This window comes from Leekyejoonella antrihumi, assembly GCF_007845645.1.
Lineage (GTDB): Bacteria > Actinomycetota > Actinomycetes > Actinomycetales > Dermatophilaceae > Leekyejoonella > Leekyejoonella antrihumi.
In genome coordinates this window covers 43625-64949 of record NZ_VCQV01000010.1, presented here as the reverse complement: position 1 = coordinate 64949, position 21325 = coordinate 43625, and the positions used below count along the sequence as shown (strand labels likewise).

Below are 21325 nucleotides of genomic sequence, written 5' to 3'. Positions count from 1 at the left end.
GTGGGCCATAACGGGCCCGGATCCCGGCGGGGGTTGGTATGGTCAAATGTGCGTGGCGCGTGACGCAGTGAGATGTCTGGTGACCGACCGTCGTGGAGGCGAATGATGAGCGCTGGCAAGACTTTTCTTTCTTGGCCGGTGCTACGACAGGTCACCGGGTCCGACCGGCTCGGCCGGGGCGCCGCGGCCAAGTCGGGCGAGGACTGGACCGCGCGCACGCGCACCGCCGACAAGGTTGTGCAGTCCGTGTGCCCGTACTGTGCCGTCGGCTGCGGCCAGAAGGTCTATGCCAAGGATGGCAAGGTCATCCAGATCGAGGGCGACCCGGACTCGCCAATCTCTCGGGGTCGGCTGTGCCCCAAAGGGTCCGCCAGTGAGCAACTGGTCAACTCCCCCACCCGGCAGACCACAGTCCTCTACCGACGGCCGCACTCCACCGAGTGGGAGCACCTCGACCTGGACACCGCAACTGACATGATCGCCGACCGTGTCGTGGAGTCCCGCCGGCGCACCTGGCAGGACACCGACGAGCAGGGCCGGATCCTGCGGCGCACGCTCGGGTTCGCGCACCTGGGCGGTGCGACGCTGGACAATGAGGAGAACTACCTCATCAAGAAGCTGTTCACCGCGCTCGGGGCGATACAGATCGAGAATCAGGCGCGTATTTGACACAGTGCCACCGTCCCCAGTTTGGGGACCTCCTTCGGTCGTGGCGGTGCCACGGGCTTTCAGCAGGATCTGAGCAACGCTGACTGCATCGTCATTCAGGGATCCAACATGGCCGAGTGCCACCCCGTCGGGTTCCAGTGGGTGATGGAGGCCAAGCGCAAGGGTGCACGCATCATCCACATCGACCCGCGCTTCACCCGTACCTCCGCGGTCGCCGACCAGCACGTGGCGCTACGGGCGGGCAGCGACATCGTCTTTCTCGGCGGCATCATCCGCTACATCCTGGAGCAGGAGAAGTACTTCCGCGAGTACGTCGTCGCCTACACCAATGCGGCGACCCTTGTGCGCGACGACTTCCGTGACACCGACGAGCTGGACGGCCTGTTCTCCGGGTACGACCCGGAAACCGGCACCTACGACCCGGCGAGCTGGGCCTACAAGGGAGTCGAGGAGTACGCCGCGGCCGGCAACGCTCGCAAGCCGTCGGCAGACCAGTCAGCGCACACGGACCGGGCCGCCGGTGACACCCACGGCGCCGCGGGCGCCGTCGGCCACGGCCATTCCCAGACGACACGGGACGAGACCCTGCAGGACCCACGGTGCGTTCTTCAGGTCCTCAAGCGACACTTTGCGCGTTACACCCCCGAGATGGTCGAGCAGGTATGCGGTGTCTCTCCGCAGGACTTCCTGTCGGTCTGCGAGGCGGTCACCGCGAACAGCGGCCGGGACCTGACCACCGCGTGGGTGTACTCCGTCGGCTGGACGCAGCACGCCGTGGGCGTGCAGTACATTCGCTCGGCGGCGATCATCCAGCTGCTGCTGGGCAACATGGGCCGCCCCGGCGGCGGAATCATGGCGCTGCGCGGGCACGCGAGCATCCAGGGCTCGACCGACATTCCGACGCTGTTCAACATCCTGCCCGGCTATTTGCCGATGCCGTCCGTGGACGACCACCCCGACATGACGGCCTACCTGAAGACCGTGACCAGCGACACCCAGAAGGGCTACTGGACGCACGCCGGCGCCTACACCGCCAGCCTGCTGAAGTCGTGGTGGGGCAAGACCGCCACCAGTGACAACGACTACTGCTTCTCCTACCTGCCGAAGATCAGCGGCGACCACGGCACCTACAACACGGTGACGCGGATGCTGGACGACCAGGTGGAGGGCTATTTCATCATGGGCGAGAACCCGGCGGTCGGCTCCGCGCACGGGCGGATGCAGCGCCTGGGCATGTCGCACCTGAAGTGGCTGGTCGTGCGGGACTTTCAGCTCATCGAGTCGGCCACCTGGTGGAAGGACGGCCCCGAGGTCCGCTCCGGCGAGCTGAAGACCGAGGACATCGACACCGAGGTGTTCTTCCTGCCCGCAGCCAGCCACGTGGAGAAGGACGGCACGTTCACCCAGACCCAGCGGATGCTGCAGTGGCACCACAAGGCGGTCGACCCGCCGCAGGATGCCCGTAGCGAGCTGCACTTCATGTGGCACCTGGGCAACAAGATCCGGGCGCGCTTGGCCGAGTCCACGGATGACCGCGACCGACCGCTGCTGGACCTGACCTGGGACTACGGTCAGGACGGCACCGACGAGCCCTCGGCGGACAAGGTGCTGCGGGAGATCAACGGCTGGCAGGTGAAGCCGGACGGCACTCCGGGGCCGCTGCTGTCCAGCTACACGCAGATGAAGGACGACGGCTCCACCGCCGGCGGTTGCTGGATCTACACCGGCGTGTATGCGGACGGGGTGAACCAGTCCGCGCGGCGCAAACCCGGGTCACAGCAGTCCTGGGTGGCACCCGAGTGGGGCTGGGCGTGGCCGTCGAACCGGCGGATTCTCTACAACCGCGCCTCTGCCGACCCGCAGGGTCGCCCGTGGAGCGAGCGCAAGGCGTACGTGTGGTGGGACGAGGAGGCCGGCTCCTGGACCGGGCACGACGTGCCGGACTTCCCCGCCGATCGGGCGCCCGATTTCCGGCCGGAGCCGGGAACCGCCGGCCCGGAAGGGATCGCCGGAGATGACCCGTTCATCATGCAGTCCGACGGCAAGGGCTGGCTGTTCGCGCCCACCGGACTGCTGGACGGTCCGCTGCCCGCGCACTACGAGCCGCAGGAGTCCCCGATCCGCAACCCGTTGTACTCCCAGCAGTCCAACCCGACGCGGCAGGTGCTCAAGCGCAAGGACAACCTGTCGAACCCGTCCGCCGACGCACCCGGTGCGCAGGACTTCCCGTACGTGTTCACCACCTACCGGCTCACCGAGCACCACACCGCCGGCGGGATGAGCCGGTGGCTGCCGTACCTCTCGGAGCTGCAGCCGCAGTTCTTCTGTGAGGTGTCCCCGGCGCTGGCCGCCGAGCGCGGCCTGGTCAACGGCGACTGGGCGACCATCGTCACCGCGCGCAGCGCCGTCGAGGCACGAGTGCTGGTGACCGACCGGATCAGACCGTTGACGGTGAACGGGCGAACGGTGCATCAGGTCGGCCTGCCCTACCACTGGGGCCAGGGCGGCAAGGGCGCCGTCGTCGAGGGCGACAGCGCCAACGATCTCATCGGCCTGACTCTGGACCCGAATGTGCACATCCAGGAGGCCAAGGCGGCAACCTGCGACATCCGGCCCGGGCGCAGACCCGCCGACCATCAGGTGCGGGGCATGGTCGAGGACTACATCTCGCGCGCCGGTATCACCGTGGAGACCGGCAACACACTGCACGAGAAAGGTGACCAGTCGTGAGCTCGCACAGCCTGTTCGGCCCACTCGACCCGGCCGTGGACGCCGGCTGGGAGCAGGCACCGGGGCGCAAGGGATTCCTCACTGACACGTCGGTGTGCATCGGGTGCAAGGCGTGCGAGGTCGCGTGCAAGGAGTGGAACGCCATCCCGTCGGACCTCGGCGACGGGATCACCGGCGAGTCCTACGACAACACCAGCGCGCTCGGTGCCAACACCTGGCGGCACGTCGCGTTCGTCGAGCAGTCCACGCCACCCGCCCCGGCCGCGCCGCCGGCGGTCGACCTGGGAATGCCCACACTTCGCGCGCCGGATGCGGACGCCAAGCCGGAGTTCCGGTGGCTGATGTCCTCCGATGTCTGCAAGCACTGCACTCACGCCGCGTGCTTGGACGTCTGCCCGACCGGTTCGCTCTTTCGCACCGAGTTCGGCACCGTGGTCGTGCAGGACGACATCTGCAACGGCTGCGGATACTGTGTGCCCGCCTGCCCGTACGGAGTGATCGAACGGCGCGCAGAGGCGCCAGGGGACAAGACCAAGAATGCCGGCATCGCCCAGAAGTGCACCCTGTGCTACGACCGGATCAGTGACGGTGACCTGCCCGCGTGTGCCAAGGCCTGCCCGACCGAGTCGATCATGTTCGGCGACGTGGACGAGCTGCGGGAGCGCGGACAGCAACGGGTCGCCGAGCTGCAGGAGCAGGGTGTGACCGGTGCCCGGATGTATGGCGACGACCCTCACGACGGGGTCGGCGGCACCGGCGCGATGTTCCTGCTGCTGGACGAGCCGGAGGTGTACGGGATGCCGCCGGACCCGGTTGTCACCACTCGCGATCTGCCACGGATGTGGAAGCGCGCCGGCCTTGCGGCCGCCGGACTGGCGGCCGGTGCGGCACTGAGCCTGCTGGGAGGCTCGTGATGAGCACGCCCGGGCAGGCCGAGAACCGCTACGGTCGCTGGCCTGATGACGAGCGGCCGCGGGGCCGACGTGGACGGCCTCTGGACGGCATGCGCCGGGCGGCCCGACGTCGCGGCGGGCGACAAGGTGGGGAGCGGGCGATGGTGCCCGAGGCCGAGTTCACCTCGTACTACGGTCGTCCCGTCGTCAAGGAGTCCCCGTGGCAGGCCGACATCCCCGCCTACCTCTTCACCGGCGGGCTGGCCGGCGCCTCGTCACTGCTGGCCGCCGGAGCCGGGGCCACCGGTCGATCGACTCTGGCCCGCAACTCGCGCGTGGGAGCGCTGGCCGCGATCGGTGCCAGCACCTTCTTCCTGATTCACGACCTGGGCAAGCCGAGTCGGTTCCTCAACATGATGCGGGTGTTCCGGCCGACCTCCCCGATGTCGATGGGCACCTGGCTGCTGGCGGCGTACGGTCCGCTTACGGGACTTGCTGCGGCGCACGAGATCGTCGGTGCGCTGCCGGTCGGGACACGGAAGGTGCTGCCGTCCGTGTTCACGCGTGCGCTGCAGGCCACCGGGCGACCGGCAGGTTGGGGTGCGGCACTGGTCGGCCCGGCCGTGGCGACCTATACCGCCGTGCTGATCGGCGACACGGCCACGCCCACCTGGCACGACGCATCGGGCCAGCTGCCCTTCGTGTTCGCGGGTTCCGCGGCCACTGCAGCCGGTGGCCTGGGAATGCTGACCACGCCTGTCCCCCAAAGCGGCCCGGCTCGACGGATGGCGGTCGGCGGCGTGATCGCCGAGCAGCTGGCGCAGGCCTGGATGACGCGGTCGATGGGGTTGTCGGTGCAGACCCTGCACGAGGACCGCGCCGGGACGCTGCTGCGCCTGGCAACAGTGCTGTCGACCGCCGGCGGGATCGGTGTGGTGCTGGCCGGTGCGGTCTCCCGTAAGCCCCGAGGAGCCACGGGCGCTCAGCTGCTGTCCGCCGTATCGGGGACCGCGCTCATGGCAGCTTCGGCGTGCACCCGCTTCGGGATCTTTCACGCCGGGCAGGCTTCCGCCCGGGACCCGCGCTACACGGTGGTGCCACAGCGCGAACGAGTCGACGCCGGACATCCCGTCCGCTCGGACCGCACGCCACCGGGCGGCGGCTGACGATTCGGCGGTTCACCCGGCCGGGCGGCGAGATCGCACGACCTCTCGGTGGCCGGCATCCAGCCGCCTGGTCCAGCCGCGTCCATCGAGGTGCTCCAGCAGCGGGATGGCCGTGCGCCGAGTCGTGCCGAGCGCCTGCCTCGCCGCGCTGGTCGTGAAAGGCTGGTCCAGCCGAGCCAGCTCGCGCATGGCCAGTGCCGGCGCACTCGGCAGCAGCACGACACCGTCCCTCAGCCGCAGCACCCGCCCGGACCGCTCGGCCGCGGCGAGGACTCGCACGTTCAGCGCCAGCGCGGCCAGGTCGTCCGCCTCCGGAGCCTGGAAGGGGTGGGCGCCCAGGCGTCGTTCGAGCTCCGCCACCGAGGCCTCGGCTGCCCCGAGGTCATCTCGACTGCCCGCGAGCCGCACCAGGCCGCCGTCGAGCTCCAGCCCCTCGGCGCGAGCCACCGGGTCCAACAGTGCCGGGTCCGGTAGGCCGAGCAAGCCGCCCGCCGCACCCCGCGACAGTCCGCCGGCAAGCGGATCGGCGCCATGCCGCTCCGTGACCGCGACTCGCAGCCGCTGACGCCAGATCACGAAGGTGGCCTGGTGCACCCACCAGTCGTCGATGACGAGAACCCCGCTCGGCGGGCTTCCGTCGACCGGGATCCCCAGCTGTCGCAGATGCGCCACCGTGACCGCGCCGCGCCGGACGACCTCGGCAAGCGCGTCGCCATGGGGGTTCAGACCGGTGAGCGCCTCCGTTCGCCTTCTCGCGGCACCGCGCTGACGCAGCTGCGGCGGGTCGGCGTCCAGGACCATCGCACCGGCGAGCACCCGCCGACTGCCAGGGTTGCGCAGCACGACCCGGTCCCCGAGGACCAGCGGCAGCGACCGTTCCACAGTCAGACGTCCGTGCTCCGGCCCGAACGGTCGCAGCCGCGCCGGCACCGCAATGGTCCCGGCGTGCAAGGTCAGATACGTCGGAGCGTCCTCGAAGCTCACCCCGGTGGTGCGCCGAACGTCGAGCGTGCGCGTCGGAATCCAGGCATCGGGTGTGACCAGGACGTCGCCGCGCCGAACCGATGGTGACGCAACACCCCTCAGGTTGACGGCGACCCGGCTGACCGGCGAGACCCGCTGCTGCTGCAGACCGCAGCTCTCGAGCCCACGGACCACCGCATCGTGCGGTCCGGAGTCGGTGAGCAGCTGCAGCCGGTCGCCAACGGTGATCGAGCCGGAGGGCAGGGTGCCCGTCACGACTGTGCCGGCGCCGGTGATGCTGAATGATCGGTCGATCCACAGCCGCACCCGGCCACCTCCCGGTGCTACGGGCAGCGCGGCCAGCACGTCGTCGAGGGTGCGGCGAAGTTGCTCGAGCCTATCGCCGGTTACGGCGGACACCGCGACGACGGGGGCGTCGTGCAGCCCGGTGTCCGCGAGCTCTTCACGAGCCTGCGCGATCGTTTGCTCTACCCTCTCGGGTGCCCGGTCGCAGCAGGTCACGACCAGCAGCCCGTGCTGGATGCCGAGTGCTGCTAGAGCGTCTCGATGATCACTGGACTGCGCCTGCCAGCCTTCGTCCGCCGCGACGACGAAGCACACGACGGGAACGGGACCGAGGCCCGCCAGCATGTTGCCCAGAAACCGCTCGTGCCCCGGCACGTCGACGAAGGCGACGTCACGACCGGATGGCAAGGCGGTCCAGGCGAACCCGAGGTCGATGGTGAGCCCTCGCCGGCGCTCCTCCGCCCAGCGGTCCGGCTCCATACCGGTCAGGGAGCGCACCAGTGTGCTCTTGCCGTGATCGACGTGACCGGCCGTGGCGACGACGAACATGTCAGCGCACCCCGTCACCCAGGGCAGCACGCACGGCCGCGAGCAGGCGCTCGTCCTCCTCTTCCGCGACGCACCGCAGGTCCACCAGGCACACCCCGTCGTGCACTCGCGGCAGCACCGCCGGCGTGCCGCAGCGCAGTGCTGCCGCGGCAGTCTCCGGCAGCTGCACCGCCCACCCGGGCAGGGGTAGGCCGGGGGCCCCGCCGCCGCCGACACGACCTTCGTGCGGGACGACCTGTGCGCCGACCGCGGCTGCCAGGTGGTGCGCGCGTGCCGCGAGTCGATCCGGGTCGGCATGGAGCGACTGCACGACCGGTGGCATCGCTCCGATGAGTGTGGCCTCCAGCGCCGCCAGCGCGAGCTTGTCGGCGCGGACAGCCCGTGCCAGCGGATGACTCGACATCCGGGCGATCGTTTCGTGTCGGCCCAGCGCTATCCCGGCCTGTGGTCCGCCCAACAGCTTGTCGCCGCTCGCGGTCACGACGTCCGCACCGTCGTCGAGTGCGGTCGTCACGTCGGGTTCGTCTGGGAGCATCGGGTCCGCCCTGAGGAGACCGCTGCCCACGTCCGCGACGATGGGCAAAGCATGCTCGTCGGCAAGCGGGCGCAGTGCTTGCACGGAGACCGCGGACGTGAATCCCTGGACCCGGAAGTTGCTGGGATGCACCTTCAGGATGCAGCCGGTGTCGGGCCCGATCGCTTCGGCGTAGTCGCGCAGATGGGTGCGGTTGGTGGTGCCCACCTCCCGCAGCCGGGCACCCGTGGACGCGATCAGGTCGGGCAGCCGGAAGCCGGCTCCGATCTCGACGAGCTCGCCTCGGCTGACGATGACCTCGCGGCCCGCGGAGAGCGCCGTCGTGGCAAGCACCAGCGCGGCCGCGCCGTTGTTGACGACAAGCGCATCCTGCGCGGCGGGGCAGGCGGCCAGCAATGCCGCCCTAGCGGCGACCCCACGTTTGGACCGGGCGCCGGTGGCGAGATCGAGCTCGACGTCGACGTACCCGCCGGCGACGACGAGTGCCTGGACCGCCTCGCGGGACAGGGGCGCCCGTCCGAGGTTCGTGTGCACGACGACCCCGGTGGCGTTGAGCACCGGGTGCAGCGTGCTCGTGGGCCGAGCCTGCAGAGCATTCACTACAGCCTGCTCGACCTGGTCCGGCGGCAGCTCGCCGTGTCGGGCGCGCCCCTGAGCGGCGTGGATGATGTCGCGGATAGCCCGCTCCCCCAGGCGAGCCCGCGCCTCGCATACCCCCGGGAGCGCGAGTAGGTGGTCGGTGCGCGGGATACCGCGACGTGGGTCGTCCTTGGTCACGGACCCTCCTCGGCACCGAACGCGGAATGCGTCAGTTGGCGGAGGCGGACGGGAATCGAACCCGCCAGGCCGAGATGCTCGGCCTCACCGGTTTTGAAGACCGGGGAGCCCACCAGGAACCCTGACGCCTCCATGTCGGTCCAACCCTAAGCCCCGCCCCCTGATCGTTAGGGTGGAGGGGTGAATGAGACTGCCACGAACGTTCGACTGACCGGATTCGCGCACGGTGGCGGCTGCGCGTGCAAGATCCCTCCGGGCGAGCTGGAGGATGCCGTGCGCGGCCTCACCGGTGAGCAGCCCGGTCGGGTGCTCGTCGGGCTGAATGACGGGGACGATGCCGCTGCTGTGCAGGTCCGTGACGATCTCGCGATTCTCTCAACCGCCGACTTCTTCACGCCGGTTGTCGATGACGCCTACGACTGGGGCCGCATCGCGGCGGCCAACGCGCTGTCGGACGTGTATGCGATGGGCGGGCAGCCAGTCGTGGCAATCAACCTGGTCGGGTGGCCCCGGGAGACCTTGCCGATGGAGCTGCTCACCGAGGTGCTGCGCGGCGGTCTGGCCGTCGCCTCCGTAGCCGGTTGCCCCGTCATCGGCGGACACTCGGTGGATGACCCGGAGCCGAAGTACGGGATGGCGGTCACGGGTGTGGCCGACCCCAGCCGGCTGCTGCGGATCGACGCCGCCAAACCGGACCTGCCGATCACCCTGACCAAGCCGATTGGACTGGGGCTGCTCAACAACCGACACAAGCAGACTGGCGAGGTGTTTCCGGAGGCCGTGGCGATGATGACTCAGCTCAACCGCGAGGCGTCGGAGGCGGCGCTGTCGGCTGGTGTCCGAGCGGTCACCGATGTCACGGGGTTCGGGCTGCTCGGGCACCTGCACAAGCTGTGCCGAGCCTCTGGCGTCGGTGCCGTGATCGATCGGGCGGCCGTGCCTGTGCTGCCGGCGGCCCGGCACGCGCTGCGGGACGGATTCGTGCCCGGCGGAACCCGGCGCAACCTCAACTGGGTGCGCCCACACCTCGTCCTCGGGGCCGACGTCACCGAGGACGACCTGCTGCTGCTCGCGGACGCGCAGACGTCCGGCGGTCTGCTCGTGGTCGGCGAGCTGCCGGGGCACCCGGTGATCGGGCACACCGTGGCGGGACACGGCATACAGATCCGCTGACGTCGTGGCAGCAGCGCGCCAGAAATGGGCCGCTCCTTCACCCATGACACCTCGGTCCGTGACATAGTCTGATTGTCAACAATCTTTCGAAAGGCTGCTAGGCGTCGTGTCCGCGGCGCCGTCCAACTCGACGGATTGTTAACCACAGCAGACGGATCCGCTGGCACCTTACGCCCGAGCCGGTCTCATCGCGGCGAAAGGGTGAATACATGAACGTCCCCGAACGGCAGGATTCCGGGGTGGTGGAGGCACAGGCGCAAGGAACAGCACCTTGCAGGGCCCGAGGAAGTTGCGCTCGCGTCACATCACCATGATCACTTTGGGCGGAATCATCGGGTCGAGCCTCTTCGTCGGGTCGGCGAACATCATCCGGTCGGTCGGGCCCGCGGCCATCGTGTCCTACCTTGTCGGCGGGCTGCTGGTCTACCTGGCCATGCTCATGCTCGGGGAGATGGCTGCGGTACGCCCCGCGATCGGTTCCTTCATGGAATACGCCCGGGTCGGGATGGGTGACTGGGCGGCGTATCTCGTCGGCTGGCTCTACTGGTACATCTGGTCGGTGTGCTGGCCTACGAGGCGGTGATCGGCGGGCACACCCTGCGCGGGTGGTTCCATGGGTTGCACTCGTGGGCGTGGTCTCTCCTCCTCCTGGGCATCTTTGTCGCAACGAACCTCTTCTCCGAAGGAAGCTGCGGGCAACGCGGGCTTCGGAGTCGAGCGTGCAGGCGGAGCCGGCGGGGTAGCTGAATTGAACGAGCCGTCACCCACCACGGTGAAGGCGCTTCAACGTGGGACTTCAGTTCCGGGACGATCAGGGCCATCCAGCAGGCACTCCACGCGAAAAGGTTCTGGGCCAATACTCGGCCCTCCCCCGTGCTGGTTCTAGCGACCGCCTGCGATTCCTTGCATAGCCCGCAATGACGAACCGGTCCCCCGCCGCAGAACCAGTGCCGCCAGACCCATCACCAGGAGCGTCACAAGCAACATCATCGTCGCCATCGACGCAACCTCCGGCCGTAGTCCGGAGCGCACGGCGCTGAACACGTATACCGGCCAGGGCGTCTCACCTTCGACGGATACGAAGCTGGACAGGATCACATCGTCCAGGCTAAGGGTGAACGCCATGAGCGCACCCGCCACCACCGCGGGCAACATCAGCGGGAGCGTGATCTGGAAGAAACGCCGTATCGGCGGGGCGTAGAGGTCTGCCGCCGCGTCTTCAAGGGTTTCGTCCACGCCACTCATCCGCGCTCTTACGATGAATGCGACAACCGCGGTGGAGAACAGCGAGTGCGACAGAATCAGCCGGACAATCCCATTGTTGAAGATCGAGAGGTGATGGTCGACACCAAGGGAGACGAACCAGGGCAACTCTGAGATGGCCATCATGATCTCGGGTGTGACCATCACCAGGGCGAGCAAGACGACGAAAAACTTCGACCATCTCCCCGTGTGACGAGCCAGTGACAGTCCCGCCAACGAGCCGAGTACGGTCGCGAAGATGGCCGCGCCCGCGGCTGCCTTGAACGAGGTCGCGACCGACGACAGCACCTGCGGATCGGTCAAAGCGCTGCGGTATCCGTTGAGCCCGAAGCCCGCCCAACTAAGGAACAGTCGACCATTGTTGAAGGAGTACACGACGATGTACCCGATCGGCAGGAAGAGGAATAGGTATACGAAGACGGGCCAGATCCGCAGGGCCCACTCCCCTGTGCGCTCGAGCAACCGGTCGTAGCGCCCCGGAGACCGCAATTCACCCGAACCTACCTCGAGCCGTAGCCGTGCTCGGTCCTGAGGCTGAACGAGGGTCACCCGGCGTCGGCGCCGCAGTGCACTGCGCAGCACCACTGCGGCAATACCCGCGGCGGCTACCACGCCAAGGATCGCCAGGATCAGCAGCACCGCCTCTGCCGACCCGAGCGCCCAGTTGGATCCGGCCTCGAACCAGCTGGCGACCAGTATCCCGACCATGTTGCCCTTGGCTCCACCGAGGACCGTGGCGGTGATGTAGTCGCCCATCAGCGGAACGAATACCAGCAGCGCCCCGGCTGCGATACCCGGCATGGCCAGCGGCAGAGTGACCTGAGTCAGTGTGCGAAATCGGTTGGCACCCAGATCCTTACTCGCCTCACGCAACGCCGGGTCCAGCCGTTCGAACGCGACATAGAGCGGCAGGATCATCAACGGCAGGTAGTTGTAGACGACACCGATCTGCACCGCCGTCGCGGTGAACATGACGTTCAGCGGCCCAGTGGTCAGCCCCAGATTTTGCAACACATTAGACAAGGTGGCATTCGGCGAAAGGATCAGCTCCCAGCCCAGAGTGCGGATCAGGAAGTTGCACCAGAACGGGACCAGCACCAGCCCGAGCAGGGCGGCCTTCGCCCGAGGCGACGCCTTGACCGCCAGGAAGTACGCAAACGGCAGACCAACCAGCAGCGCGATGCCCGTGGCGATTCCTGCAATGCGCAGCGTGTGCTCGAACGTACCGACGAACGGACCGCCGAGTGCCTCGCGGTACCGATCGAAGGACAGACGACTGTTGTCGTGGAATCCAAAGATGCCAGGTTTGTACCCGAAGCTGTACCAGGCGACCAGAGCGACAGGCGCGATGAAGAAGATGATCAGGTAGAGGGTCGCGGGTAGCGTAAGGATGGACCTCGGCACCGGTACGCGCCGGCTCCGATGCCCGTATGGCACAGTTCCGGTGTCGGCATCGTGCCGAGGTAGCCACGCTCGCGTGGTCTTTGAGTCGGCCTTGACCTGCATAGGATCGTGTCCGGTATCAGCCCGCCGCCGCGGCTTTGGCCGCGTTGAGGATCGAAACATGTGTCTGAGTGGCACTGTTGACCGCCCCACTTTGCAGCTCGGCGACCTGGGCCTTGGTGAAATAGATCATGTCCAGGTACTTCAGCCCGGCCGCTTTCGCCTTTGCCTCGGTTCCGACGATGGCAGTGTTGTACCCGATGAACTCGATCTCGAGCAGTGAGTGGCCCGGGTCGAGCACGTAGTTGATGAAGGCATGGGCCGCGTCTGGATGCGGCGCCCCGGCGGCGATCGACCAGTTGTCGATCCACAGGTGTGATGCTGGCCCCGGGAGGACCCACTTGTACTGTGATGCGTTCTTGACGGCAAGGAAGCCCTGACGCGCGTCGCCGTTCCACGCCTGCATCAAGGTGTACTCACCCTTCGGCATCCCGCCCCCGCTGCCCGGATAGGCATCGAACTTCTTGATGTGCGGCGCGAGCTTGTCGACCAGGAACGCCTGACACTTCTTCAGGTCGCTCTGGTTGGTGGTCGTCCAGCTCATGTCGTGTGCGAAGAAGTACAGACCGACGAACTCGTCCGGGTCATCGAGCACCGATGTCTGACCGCTGGCCTCGTTCTGCGCCGCGGCCAGGAAGTCATTCCACGTCTTCATCGGACGTGTGATCTTGGTCGTGTCGTACACGAACCCGGTTGAGCCCCAGTCCTTCGGCACCGAGTACTTGTTTCCCCTGTCCCAAGGCTTGTCCAGGTAGGCCGGGTCGTAATTCTTGAGGTTGGGAAGTTTGGCGTGGTCCAGTTCCATCAGCAGGTGGTTGGCGGCCATCTGCGGAACGTAGGGGCCGGTCGGGACGACGATGTCGTATCCGCTGGTACCTTTCGCCGATACCAGCTTCGCAATCATCTCGGGATTCGAGTCGTAACTGGAAATGCTCACCTTCGGACCAAGCGCGCCGGTGAAGTTGGTGAACGTTTTCGGATTGTCGTAGGCGCCCCACGTATAAACCGACAAACTGCTGCCGAGCTGAGCCGGTCCGCTGCTTGCCGGACCACTGCTGGCACTGGGCTGTCCTGAACTTCCGCTGCTTCCGCTGCTTCCGCCACAGGCTGCTAGCGCGGGTATTGCGCCGGCTGCGGCCAGCCCGGTGAGGAAACCTCGACGACTTATATGACGCGCGAGGGTGGTGGGGACGAGGGCTCGGATCTGGTCCGAAGAATCAGTCATCGTAATTCCATTCGGTGGAAGAGTTGTGGTCCGATCAGGTGCGAAAGCATTCCAGTTAGGCCGAAGCCGACGCGGTGTCCTGGTCCTCGGTTAGCGTGGCGGCCAGTTCAGCCATCTTTGCCTGCGCCGCGTCAAAGATTCGAACACTCGACTCGGGCCACTGGCACACCACGGAAGTGCCTCGCTCGCGGGGCACGCTGTCGGTCCGGCGGGTTCGTACGAGGACTGTCTGGTTCTCACCGACCCTGATGATGTGCTGGACCGTGTCACCGAGGTGGGCGACACTGACCAGTGCGCCGGCGACGCTGTTGACGGCCGAGGTGGACTCGCCCGCACGCATCGTGATCGCCTCGGGTCGGACCGCCCCCATCACGGAGGAGCCGTCGGGAATGCCGTCGGTGGAGGCGGCGGCCCGCAACACCACGCCGTCGCCGCGGATGGTACGTCCCTTATCGGCGACTGTTCCGTAGAAAAAGTTCTGTCGGCCGAGGAAGCCGGCAACGAAGGCGGTCTCGGGATGCTCGTAAATGGCGAACGGGTCGGCGATCTGCTCGATGCGACCGTCGAGCATCACGGCGACCCGATCGCTCATCGCCAGCGCTTCTTCCTGGTCGTGCGTGACGAAGACAAAGGTGGTCTTCAGCTCTGACTGGAGCAGTTTCAGCTCCACCTGCATCTCTTCGCGCAGTTTGCGGTCCAGCGCTCCGAGCGGTTCGTCGAGCAGTAGGACACTCGGCCTGTTCACAAGAGCCCGAGCAAGGGCCACCCGTTGCTGTTGACCGCCGGAGAGCTGTTGCGGCTTGCGGTCGGCCATTGCCGTCATTCGCACCATGTCCAGCGCGTCGCTGACGCGGACGCCGACCTGTGCCCGAGGAGTACTGCGCTGGCGCAGACCGTAGGCGACGTTTTCCGCAACCGTCATATGAGGGAACAGTGCGTAGGCCTGAAACACGGTGTTTATATCACGTTTGTGCGGAGGGACCCCGGCCACAGGCTGACCAGAGATCATGATCTGTCCGCGGTCGGGTTGCTCGAATCCGGCGAGTAGTCGCAGCGTGGTCGTCTTTCCACAACCGCTCGGCCCGAGCAGGGACAGGAATTCGCCAGGATGCACTCGCAGACTGATTCCGTCGACAGCGGCGGTCGAGCCGAAGTAGCGTGCGACGTCGATGAGTTCGACGGCTCCTCGTTCTTCGTCGAGCGGTTGCGGTGACGCCGCTGCTGGGCGGCGCGTCATCTGATCCTCAGGACGTGAGCCTCCGGCTGTGTGGTTGCCTCGTCGGCGGAGAAAGGTCCTAGCCTGCCGCGCTTCGCTGCCGGTGGTCATCAAACCATTACCTCTCGACATCCCAGATCAGTTCCTAATAAGTACAGCACCCAGAGAAGATGCGTCAAGGTATTCGGAGAATTGAATGGATTAGACGACTGATTCCGCAACTAGTCGATGCATCAGCCACGTTTTCGTGCGATGATCGGGGAACTGATGACTTGGCGATGCCGCTCGGATTCATCGCGGGATCCAGGTCTTGAAGGTACGTACCTGGAGCTGCCGATGCCACGGATGCCGTCTGAACCGGGCCACTTGTTGGCGTTCCATGCAACCGAGACTCTCGCAACAAGGCGTTGACAGATATGGAGCCGAACTCGTGTCGAAGACCTCAGCAGACCTCGCGATCATGGAAGCACGTGTGTGGACCGGTGACCCGAACAGGCCGACGACAGACGCGGTGGCTGTCCGTGGTGATCGAGTCGTGGCGCTCGGCTCCGCGGACGTTCGCGAACAGATCGGGACCGGCACAGAGGTGATCGAAGCGGACCACGCGAGCGCACTTCCCGGCTTTCAGGACGCGCACTGCCACCCAGCGCAGGCCGGGAACAACATGTTGCGAGTATGGCTCAACGATGACGCAAACCAGACTGCCTACCTCGACCACATCGGCCGCTACGCGGCCGAACATCCGGAGGAGCCGTTCATTGTCGGCGGGGGCTGGGCCATGGAAGCATTTCCCGGCGGCACCCCCCGCAAGGAGGACTTGGATGCGATCGTCCCAGATCGCCCGGTGTTCCTGTTCAACAGGGACGTACACGGTGCATGGGTCAACTCGAAGGCGCTGCAGCTAGCCGGGATAGGCCGCAACACCCCTGATCCAGGGGATGGTCGTATCGAACGCGACCCGCGCTCCGGCGAACCGAGCGGCACACTCCACGAAGGTGCGGCCTACTCCTTCAATGATCGGTATGTACCGCTGCCGGACACCAAGGCGTGGCAGAACGCGATTCGAACCGCGCAGCAACACCTGCACCGGCTCGGCATCACCGGGTGGCAGGACGCCTGGGTTACGCCAGCAACGCTCGAGGCTTATCGTGCACTGGCTGCCTCCGGAGAACTCACGGCCCGCGTGGTTGGAGCCCTGTGGTGGGACCGTCACGCCGGCCTTGAGCAGCTCGACACGTTTCTTGCCCAACGCGAGATCGGCCGTGTCGGCAACTTCTACCCCACCACGGTCAAGATCATGACTGATGGCGTGTTGGAGAACTTCACCGGCGCGTTGCTTGAGCCGTACTGTGACGGCTGTGGTGGGACAACTGACAACTCCGGACTAACCTATATCGACGCCGAGCAACTTGCCGCGGCAGTTAGCCTGCTTGACCGGAACGGCTTTCAGGTCCACATGCACGCCATCGGTGACCGCGCAGTTCGTAACTGTCTCAACGCAGTCGAGGCCGCGCGTCGAGTCAATGGCGCTAACGATCTGCGACATCACATTGCGCATGTCCAAGTGATTCAGCCCGAGGAGATTCCTCGCTTTGCACAACTCGACGTCGTCGCGAACTGCCAACCGTTCTGGGCTCAGCATGAGCCGCAAATGGAGGAACTCACCATCCCGTACCTCGGCGAGCTGCGATCCGAGCGTCAATACCTATTCGAAGACCTGCGGCGCAGTGGGGCCCGCCTGGCCATGGGCAGCGATTGGCCGGTGACAACAGCAGACCCGCTGAAGGAGATCGAGGTAGCGGTCCGACGCATTAGCCCAGACCACCGCGACACACCCGCATTCCTGCCGGAGCAGGCGCTTGCGTTGGAGACAGCGCTGAGCGCCTTCACTGCGGGCTCGGCCTTTGTCAACCACGACCCCGACGGTGGGATCCTGCGCGTCGGCTCGCGCGCCGATCTCACCCTGCTGGATCGCGATCTGTTCGCCGACGCCGTCCTGCCTGCCGACGCCACGGTGACGATGACAGTCGCCGCCGGCAAAGTCGTCTACGACGGGTCGAGCACGCGATGAGCGCCACGCGGAACGCACACCCGAACCATCCCTACGTCTCACTTTGGCTGGACGAGGCGTTCTCGACCGAGCAGAGGTTGCCCGTCGACCTGAATCCCCTGCCGCGAACTGCGGACGTTGTGATCGTCGGTGGCGGTTACACCGGATTGTGGACCGCCATCCGGCTGCTCGAGCATGACCCATCCCTGGTCGTGTGCATCGTCGAGGCACAGTACTGCGGGTATGGAGCAAGCGGACGTAACGGCGGGATCGCCGACACGAGCTGGGCGAAATTCCCGACCATGGTCAAACTCTTCGGCCTCGATGATGCCGTACGCCTTGCACGCGCCATCGAGGCCGGCCTCGATGAGTTGTGCGGATTCTGCACCCAGCACGGAATCGACGCGCAGATACGTCGCAGGGGCAGCCTGTGGACCGCGACCAACGCCGCACAAGTCGACTCTTGGCATAATGCTGTTGACGCCTGCACCGAGGCCCATGCCCATCCATTCCGTCCAGTTGATACCAGCGAGAGTCGGATTCTCACCGAGTCCCAACTGGCTCTCGGGGGCGTGTTCGAACATTCCGCAGCCTCGATTCAGCCAGCACGGTTGGTTCGTGCGCTGCGCAGGACCGCGATCAAGTTCGGCGCCCAGATCCACGAGTCAACGACCATGACCAGTTTCAACGGCGCTGGCCCCGTGCGGGTGCACACCACACGGGGCACCATCACCGCACAAAAGGTCGTGCTGGCAACGAATGCCTGGCTTGCAAGAACCTCGACCTTCAAGCCCTACCTGTTCGTGACCTCCAGCGACATCATCGCAACCGCTCCAATACCGCAACTGCTCGACCCGGATGGTCTGGGCTCGGGCATTGCACTGTCAGATTCCCGCCGGCTGATCCTTTACTGGCGTTCCACACCGGATGGGCGGGTCGTCTTCGGCAAGGGCGGTGGGCACATGTCGCGCTACAACCATGTCGACCGACGATTCACCGGAAGGTCGACCTTCACAGGCCAGGTCACTGAACGACTTCACCGGCTCTACCCCCAACTGGCACAAGTGCCCATCGAGCACACGTGGACCGGCCCGATCGACTACTCGGTGACCGGACTTCCCTACTTCGGACCGGTCGACGACAGCAACCACGCCGTGCTGGCAGGCGTTGGATACTCAGGTATGGGGGTCCTACAGACCATCCTCGGCGGGCGCATCCTCGCCTCGCTCGTCACTGAGCGCGACGACGAGTGGGCCGCCATGCCGCTGACCCGACGGTGGCCCAACCGGCTACCCCCCGACCCGTGGCGCTCTGCCGGCGCCCCACTGGTGAAGGCGGCGACGATGCGAAAAGAGCGCCTCATGGACGAGGGCCGGCAACCATGGCCGCTCACCTGCCTCGTCGCCGGGCTGGACCCGACAACCGCGCCCTCGCAGTCATGATTCACCTCGGCAGTCGCAAGTGTGGCTCACCGAGGACATGCCGGACAGCGCCGCCCAGACAGATTCGGAGACCATGCCGTGACCAGTACTCGTCTACCAGACCAACGTCACGAACTGTTTTTGACGGATGGCGGCATCGAGACCGATCTCATCTACCGCCGCCACCTTGACTTGCCGCACTTCGCAGCGTTTCCGCTTCTCGACACCAGCACGGGCCGCGCCGCGTTACGCAACTACTACACCGACTACATCGACATCGCGGCAGCGAACGGCTCGGCGTTGATGCTGGAGAGCCCAACCTGGAGGGCCAACCCCGACTGGGGCACTCTGCTGGGCTACCCAGCCCTTGAATTGAATCGGCTCAACAAAGCCGGGATCACGCTGATGCGCGACCTCCAGACCCAACGCACATCAGGCGTCGCAGAAGTCATCATCAGCGGATCAGTGGGCCCCCGCTACGACGGCTACGCCACCGACGCGTGTTTGCAACCCGAGGAGGCTGCGAACTACCACCGTCCCCAGCTGCAAGCACTCGCCAAGGCCGGCGCCGACATGGCCAGCGCCTACACGATCACCCACACCGGTGAAGCCATCGGCATCGTGCGTGCCGCCCGCGACATCGGGCTACCGATCGCGGTGTCATTCACCGTGGAAACAGATGGCCGTCTGCCCAGCGGAATCACCCTCGCCGCGGCGATCACCGAGGTTGACGCCGCCGCGCCACCGGACTACTTCCTTGTCAACTGCGCTCACCCGACGCATATTCAACCGGCCCTCGCAAACCCTGGGCCATGGATCAAACGCATCGTTGGGGTCCGCGCAAATGCGTCGAGGAGAAGCCACGCCGAGTTCGATCAAGCCACCGCCCTCGATGATGGCGACCCCGCGGAGTTCGCCAACGACGTGGGGAACCTCGTCGAGCTATTACCCGCACTCGCGGTCGTCGGCGGCTGCTGCGGAACAGACTCGCGCCACATCGGAGCCCTCGCCGCCATTCGCCGGCCGCCGGCCTGAGCCCCCGACGTCCGAACCCCGCCCCACGCTTGTCCGGTTCGAGAGCACCGACGCTCGAGACAGAAACCTGTTTGGAAAGCTCGGCCAGGCTATCGGCCAGTGACTTCGACCTTCCGATGTCGCGGTTCAGCTGAACCTGCTGAAAGAGCTCCACGTCTTCCCATTATAGGTGGCCTTGTACACCACGCCCTGGTGCTCGGCGTACACGGTGTAGTTACCACCGGCGTAGAGCGCGGCCGGCGCGGTGTCGATCCCGGCACCGATGCTCCGATGCGTCCACGACGAGCCACTGGTGTAGTCCTGCTGCAATGCATTGTTCGTGCCCCGCTCGAACACGTCCGTCACGGTCGAGGCCGATACCGCACTGACACCCGAAGGATTCACCTTCGCCGCACCCACGACCCGCCACGGATGCCAGCTCCCACCACTGTACGTATCCTGCAACAACGTGCCCGCCGACGTCGTCGCGTACACGGCATACCGGCCACCGGAATACGTCACGCCAGGGGCCCCGGTCGTCACCCCACCCAGATCCTGAGTCAACCAGGAACCCGCAACCGGATACGTCGCCTGCTGCAGATGTCCGCTCGTCCTGTGCCCGAAGACGTGATACGCGCTACCCACCCGCACTGCAGCCAGGCCCGGAGCCCAGGACCCACCCATGTCATGCCACGGCAACCACTTTCCAGCGGTGAAGGTCAACTTGTACAACTGACCGGACCTCGCCACCGCGAACACGTCGTACCGCCCGCCGGAATACAACACCGCCGGCGTCCCGGTCACTGCGCCCCCAAGATCCTGTGTGACCCACGCCCCCGCCGCGTTCCTACTACGCTGCATCAACTGCCCCGACGAGGCCACCCAGAACACATGATCCGAACCACCCACCGAAACCGCCCCCACCCCAGCAACCGCAGGCGGGCTCGTGCTGAATGTGAGTCCGGGGTAGTAATAGTGCGACAGTATCTGCTGGTAGGTACTCCCGAAACCAGCGAGACTCTGGGATCCATACTGCGACATGCTGGTGCCGGCCGGCCGCGGTGCGCATGCCGAGTCGGTGGCACAGTACTGCGCCTGGAATATCTTGCCCCTCTCCGTTATACGTGTTGGCCACGTCGCGTCAACGGCGGCATTCGTGCTGGCCCTGCCTGTCCCTGGTTTGTAAACCTGGGAACCGGCGTCGTCGCGAACGTCGTAGCACTGACCGGCATAAGACCGTGCTGCGGAGTGGTTGGTCCAGTACCACGCGAATTCTTTGACTGCCATGGCACCCGCCTGAAGAGAAGCCGGGTGCCAGCTGGAAATCCACTCGTTGGGGAGCACATCCTTTGCGTACTGTTCGAACGAGACGGTGTCCACTCGACCCAGTGCGACCCGATAGACCCGGATCGACGTTGGAGCCACAGTGTCCGAGTAGTGCCCCCCACACCCGGTGGATGCGACGATTGCCAACGGCGATGCCTTCGATGTCAGGAAGTTACCCTTCGCCCCGACGCGAATCTGACCTGATGGATCGGGCGAGCCACTGGCCGCGGCCTGCGAGCCGATCCCGGCCGAGGCGAGGACGGCGACCAGGCCGCCGACGACCAACGTGCGCTTATACGACATGCGGGTGTCCTGTCTGCGAATTCGATACGTGGCGTGGAGTGCCGCCGGACCATGTTGGCTGAGCAGATGTGTTGAGGGCACACCCACATCTCTGACAACCAGGTGCCCGAGAACTCGGCTCGACTTAGTGACTCTAGGGCCCAGGGGTGGTCCCTCGCTACAGTTCGAAGTACTGTCGTCGGCCGCGCCATCGGCGGGGCCGACGTGCTTCGAGGGGCTCAGACCACGCGTAGGCACACCCCA

General features: G+C 66.2%; 14 protein-coding genes, 1 tRNA gene and 1 pseudogene. 8 read left to right on the top strand and 8 right to left on the bottom strand.

Going from position 1 to position 21325, the window contains the following annotated elements; genetic code table 11:
• Positions 1 to 105 precede the first annotated feature (105 nt).
• The 3 genes from fdh to nrfD are packed head-to-tail and all read left to right on the top strand — an operon-like array spanning position 106 to position 5458.
• Positions 106 to 3399 carry a formate dehydrogenase gene (gene fdh / locus FGL98_RS09240; protein ID WP_186526069.1) on the top strand — a complete coding sequence of 1098 codons (3294 nt, stop codon included), beginning with the start codon at positions 106 to 108 and terminating at the stop codon, positions 3397 to 3399.
• Complete coding sequence (locus FGL98_RS09235) at positions 3396 to 4313, top strand: 4Fe-4S dicluster domain-containing protein (RefSeq protein ID WP_146316474.1); 918 nt, start codon at positions 3396 to 3398, stop codon at positions 4311 to 4313. The genes fdh and FGL98_RS09235 overlap by 4 nt, the downstream gene beginning before the upstream one ends.
• Entirely contained in the window at positions 4313 to 5458 is a 1146-nt protein-coding gene (nrfD, locus tag FGL98_RS09230; protein WP_246136463.1) for an NrfD/PsrC family molybdoenzyme membrane anchor subunit, read from the top strand. The genes FGL98_RS09235 and nrfD overlap by 1 nt, the downstream gene beginning before the upstream one ends.
• 12 nt (positions 5459 to 5470) lie before the next feature.
• On the opposite strand, the gene selB is transcribed toward nrfD, so the two are convergent.
• The 3 genes from selB to FGL98_RS09215 form a co-directional block, all read right to left on the bottom strand.
• On the bottom strand, positions 5471 to 7276 hold the full coding sequence (gene selB, locus FGL98_RS09225) for a selenocysteine-specific translation elongation factor (protein ID WP_146316473.1): 1806 nt from the start codon (positions 7274 to 7276) through the stop codon (positions 5471 to 5473).
• A 1-nt stretch (position 7277) separates the two neighbouring features.
• Positions 7278 to 8588, bottom strand: coding sequence for an L-seryl-tRNA(Sec) selenium transferase (gene selA, locus FGL98_RS09220; RefSeq protein WP_146316472.1), 1311 nt, complete (start codon positions 8586 to 8588; stop codon positions 7278 to 7280).
• 36 nt (positions 8589 to 8624) lie between these two features.
• Positions 8625 to 8720 (bottom strand) — tRNA-Sec (locus FGL98_RS09215).
• A 48-nt stretch (positions 8721 to 8768) separates the two neighbouring features.
• Here FGL98_RS09215 and selD point away from each other — a divergent pair.
• On the top strand, positions 8769 to 9761 hold the full coding sequence (gene selD, locus FGL98_RS09210; RefSeq protein ID WP_146316471.1) for a selenide, water dikinase SelD: 993 nt from the start codon (positions 8769 to 8771) through the stop codon (positions 9759 to 9761).
• Between the two features lie 319 nt (positions 9762 to 10080).
• Positions 10081 to 10344, top strand: a complete 264-nt coding sequence (locus tag FGL98_RS26290) for an amino acid permease (RefSeq protein WP_246136462.1) — start codon at positions 10081 to 10083, stop codon at positions 10342 to 10344.
• A 299-nt stretch (positions 10345 to 10643) separates the two neighbouring features.
• Here FGL98_RS26290 and FGL98_RS26285 read toward each other — a convergent pair whose 3' ends face one another.
• The 3 genes from FGL98_RS26285 to FGL98_RS09185 all read right to left on the bottom strand — a co-directional run bounded on the left by FGL98_RS26285 (position 10644) and on the right by FGL98_RS09185 (position 14989).
• Entirely contained in the window at positions 10644 to 12428 is a 1785-nt protein-coding gene (locus FGL98_RS26285; protein ID WP_246136461.1) for an ABC transporter permease subunit, read from the bottom strand.
• A 118-nt stretch (positions 12429 to 12546) separates the two neighbouring features.
• Positions 12547 to 13752 carry a polyamine ABC transporter substrate-binding protein gene (locus tag FGL98_RS09190; RefSeq protein ID WP_146316470.1) on the bottom strand — a complete coding sequence of 402 codons (1206 nt, stop codon included), beginning with the start codon at positions 13750 to 13752 and terminating at the stop codon, positions 12547 to 12549.
• A gap of 55 nt (positions 13753 to 13807) precedes the next feature.
• Positions 13808 to 14989 carry an ABC transporter ATP-binding protein gene (locus tag FGL98_RS09185; protein WP_146316469.1) on the bottom strand — a complete coding sequence of 394 codons (1182 nt, stop codon included), beginning with the start codon at positions 14987 to 14989 and terminating at the stop codon, positions 13808 to 13810.
• A gap of 514 nt (positions 14990 to 15503) precedes the next feature.
• Here FGL98_RS09185 and FGL98_RS09180 point away from each other — a divergent pair.
• From FGL98_RS09180 to FGL98_RS09170, 3 genes are all read left to right on the top strand, one after another.
• The gene (locus FGL98_RS09180) at positions 15504 to 17039 is read left to right on the top strand and encodes an amidohydrolase (RefSeq protein WP_222432085.1); all 1536 of its coding nucleotides are present in this window, start codon (positions 15504 to 15506) and stop codon (positions 17037 to 17039) included.
• Positions 17036 to 18460 carry an NAD(P)/FAD-dependent oxidoreductase gene (locus tag FGL98_RS09175; protein WP_146316468.1) on the top strand — a complete coding sequence of 475 codons (1425 nt, stop codon included), beginning with the start codon at positions 17036 to 17038 and terminating at the stop codon, positions 18458 to 18460. The genes FGL98_RS09180 and FGL98_RS09175 overlap by 4 nt, the downstream gene beginning before the upstream one ends.
• A gap of 78 nt (positions 18461 to 18538) precedes the next feature.
• Positions 18539 to 19474: a homocysteine S-methyltransferase family protein gene (locus FGL98_RS09170; RefSeq protein ID WP_146316467.1), complete on the top strand. Its 936-nt coding sequence runs from the start codon at positions 18539 to 18541 to the stop codon at positions 19472 to 19474.
• Between the two features lie 126 nt (positions 19475 to 19600).
• Here the strand turns inward: FGL98_RS09170 and FGL98_RS26280 are convergent, their stop codons facing one another.
• Both FGL98_RS26280 and FGL98_RS27090 read right to left on the bottom strand, forming a co-directional pair.
• Positions 19601 to 20257 carry a PLL family lectin gene (locus FGL98_RS26280; protein ID WP_246136460.1) on the bottom strand — a complete coding sequence of 219 codons (657 nt, stop codon included), beginning with the start codon at positions 20255 to 20257 and terminating at the stop codon, positions 19601 to 19603.
• Between the two features lie 342 nt (positions 20258 to 20599).
• Positions 20600 to 21082, bottom strand: a pseudogene (locus tag FGL98_RS27090) (SpoIID/LytB domain-containing protein); the annotation flags it as partial.
• Positions 21083 to 21325: the final 243 nt, after the last annotated feature.

What these genes read in the sequence shown, in the direction of transcription:
- selB (WP_146316473.1), bottom strand. Translation starts at nt 7,276, where the DNA reads ATGTTCGTCGTCGCCACGGCCGGTCACGTCGATCACGGCAAGAGCACA.
- FGL98_RS09185 (WP_146316469.1), bottom strand. Translation starts at nt 14,989, where the DNA reads ATGACGCGCCGCCCAGCAGCGGCGTCACCGCAACCGCTCGACGAAGAA.
- nrfD (WP_246136463.1), top strand. Translation starts at nt 4,313, where the DNA reads ATGAGCACGCCCGGGCAGGCCGAGAACCGCTACGGTCGCTGGCCTGAT.
- FGL98_RS09190 (WP_146316470.1), bottom strand. Translation starts at nt 13,752, where the DNA reads ATGACTGATTCTTCGGACCAGATCCGAGCCCTCGTCCCCACCACCCTC.
- FGL98_RS09175 (WP_146316468.1), top strand. Translation starts at nt 17,036, where the DNA reads ATGAGCGCCACGCGGAACGCACACCCGAACCATCCCTACGTCTCACTT.